Raw genomic sequence first — 1,753 nt, 5'->3', positions numbered from 1 at the left:
CACGCTGTTCTCGACACTGTCCGAGGCCCGCAGCGCCATCACCTCATGGAAGGAGGATTACAACCATCACAGACCACACTCGGCCCTCGGCAACGCGCCGCCGGCCGAGTTCGCAATGAAATCCACACTGGAAACACAGGCCGCCTAAGGCCAAGAACGAAACCCAGGACTCTCCCTCAAACCGGAGGAGATTGGGGTCTCAGGTCAAGCTGAGGAAATTTTTGAATGAATTTGATATTTGAGTCCGCTCATGGCCAAGCACCTGATATATGTGTGAGTCTGGTCATAAGCTCAATATTGGTCGAAAGCCTTACGTGAAGATCGGTATCGACGGAAGAAATCTGACGTCGCCGCTGTCGGGCATATCGCGATATGTCGTATGCGCGGCATCAGCCTTAGTCGCGCGCGGCCATGAGATTACGCTCTACCTGCCGAGCAAGCCCCATCCCTCGATCCCGTCTCTGGACTTTGCTGCTGTTCGTATCGATTCAGCACAATCGGTAATCGCGCGTCATGCTTGGAGCCTGTTAACCTTACCGCGCCTCGTGCGACGCGATCGACCAACTCTCTTCTGGGGGCCAGCCCATCGGCTCCCACCTATGAGAATCGGTAGCATTCCAAAAGCGCTGACAATCCATGATCTGGTATGGATCCGCGCGCCAGAAACCATGCGGCGAAGCACGCTCCTCGGTGAGCAGGTCTTCATGCGGGCAGCCTTGTCAAGGACGGATCTCGTTCTTGCTGACTCAGACGCGACCAAAAAGGATATCGAGGAAATCTGGCCTAGGTACCGCGTGCCGATACGGACCGTTCATGCAGGTTGGGAGATCAGGTCTTCAGCGTGCGTGGCTCAGAGTGAGTGCGCGGACGGTAGCCTTCCGACTGATTATCTGCTCTTCGTCGGCACGCTCGAGCCCCGCAAAAATCTTTCCCGACTTCTTGAAGCATGGGCGCTTCTGACGCCGGAGCAGCGTGCTGGGCATAAACTTCTCATAATCGGCGCGAGAGGCTGGGGCAAAACTGATCTTCGCGAGACGATCGAACGGTTGGGCCTAGGGACATCGGTTATATTGTCCGGCTTCGTAGATGAAGGTCGGCTGGACCATATATACCGTTGCGCTTCAGGGCTCGTGATGCCGTCCCTCTACGAAGGATTTGGCTTGCCCGTTGTGGAAGCACAGGCGCGCGGCGTCTCCGTCCTCGTCTCAAACATTGCCTCCTTGCCAGAGGTGGCGGGCAAGGATGCCATTTTGGTCGACCCCCGAGATATCAAATCCATACGCGACGGACTCGTCGCCATCATCAAGCTTGATCGGAACGATCCAGACCGAAGACGGCGCGCGCTCGAGAACGCGTCCCACTTTACTTGGCAGCGAATGGCAGAGAAAACCGAACGCGCGTTCGAAGATCTTCTTACATCACGACGGACATATTGACCACACGTCATCATGACGTCATTTAGGTTTAAGCGGTTTTGTGTAAATGATCGGTGGGTTCCAGCGCGAAGCGCAACATGCTCAGCTCATGAGAAGCAGATACTGACCGTACTGACCTCCCACTGAACTGTCATCCAGCGGCGATCAGAGCCTCGGCGATTTCTGTTACGCGGTAGGGCGCGGGGCGAGCAACCGGCGGAGGCGCTGAGCTTTCATGGACTTGAGAGCGTCCCCATAAACGGGTTCAGCGAGGTGGCGTAATCTGATTCAATCTCCTGGAAGGGAGATTGCCATGCGTCGCCATGAACTGTCGGATC

Annotated in this window: 1 protein-coding gene and 1 pseudogene; both read left to right on the top strand. The window is 56.1% G+C overall.

Annotated elements, in window-relative coordinates:
• Nucleotides 1-115: pseudogene (locus H536_RS24140) on the top strand (integrase core domain-containing protein); the annotation flags it as partial.
• A 199-nt stretch (nt 116-314) separates the two neighbouring features.
• Nucleotides 315-1,436, top strand: a complete 1,122-nt coding sequence (locus H536_RS0122185; RefSeq protein ID WP_024352481.1) for a glycosyltransferase family 4 protein — start codon at nt 315-317, stop codon at nt 1,434-1,436.
• The last annotated feature ends 317 nt before the right edge of the window (nt 1,437-1,753 follow it).

The sequence above is a fragment of the Aurantimonas coralicida DSM 14790 genome (genome assembly GCF_000421645.1).
Classification (GTDB): domain Bacteria; phylum Pseudomonadota; class Alphaproteobacteria; order Rhizobiales; family Rhizobiaceae; genus Aurantimonas; species Aurantimonas coralicida.
Note: the sequence above shows the minus strand (reverse complement) of the source record. Positions and strands in the feature narration are given on the sequence as shown.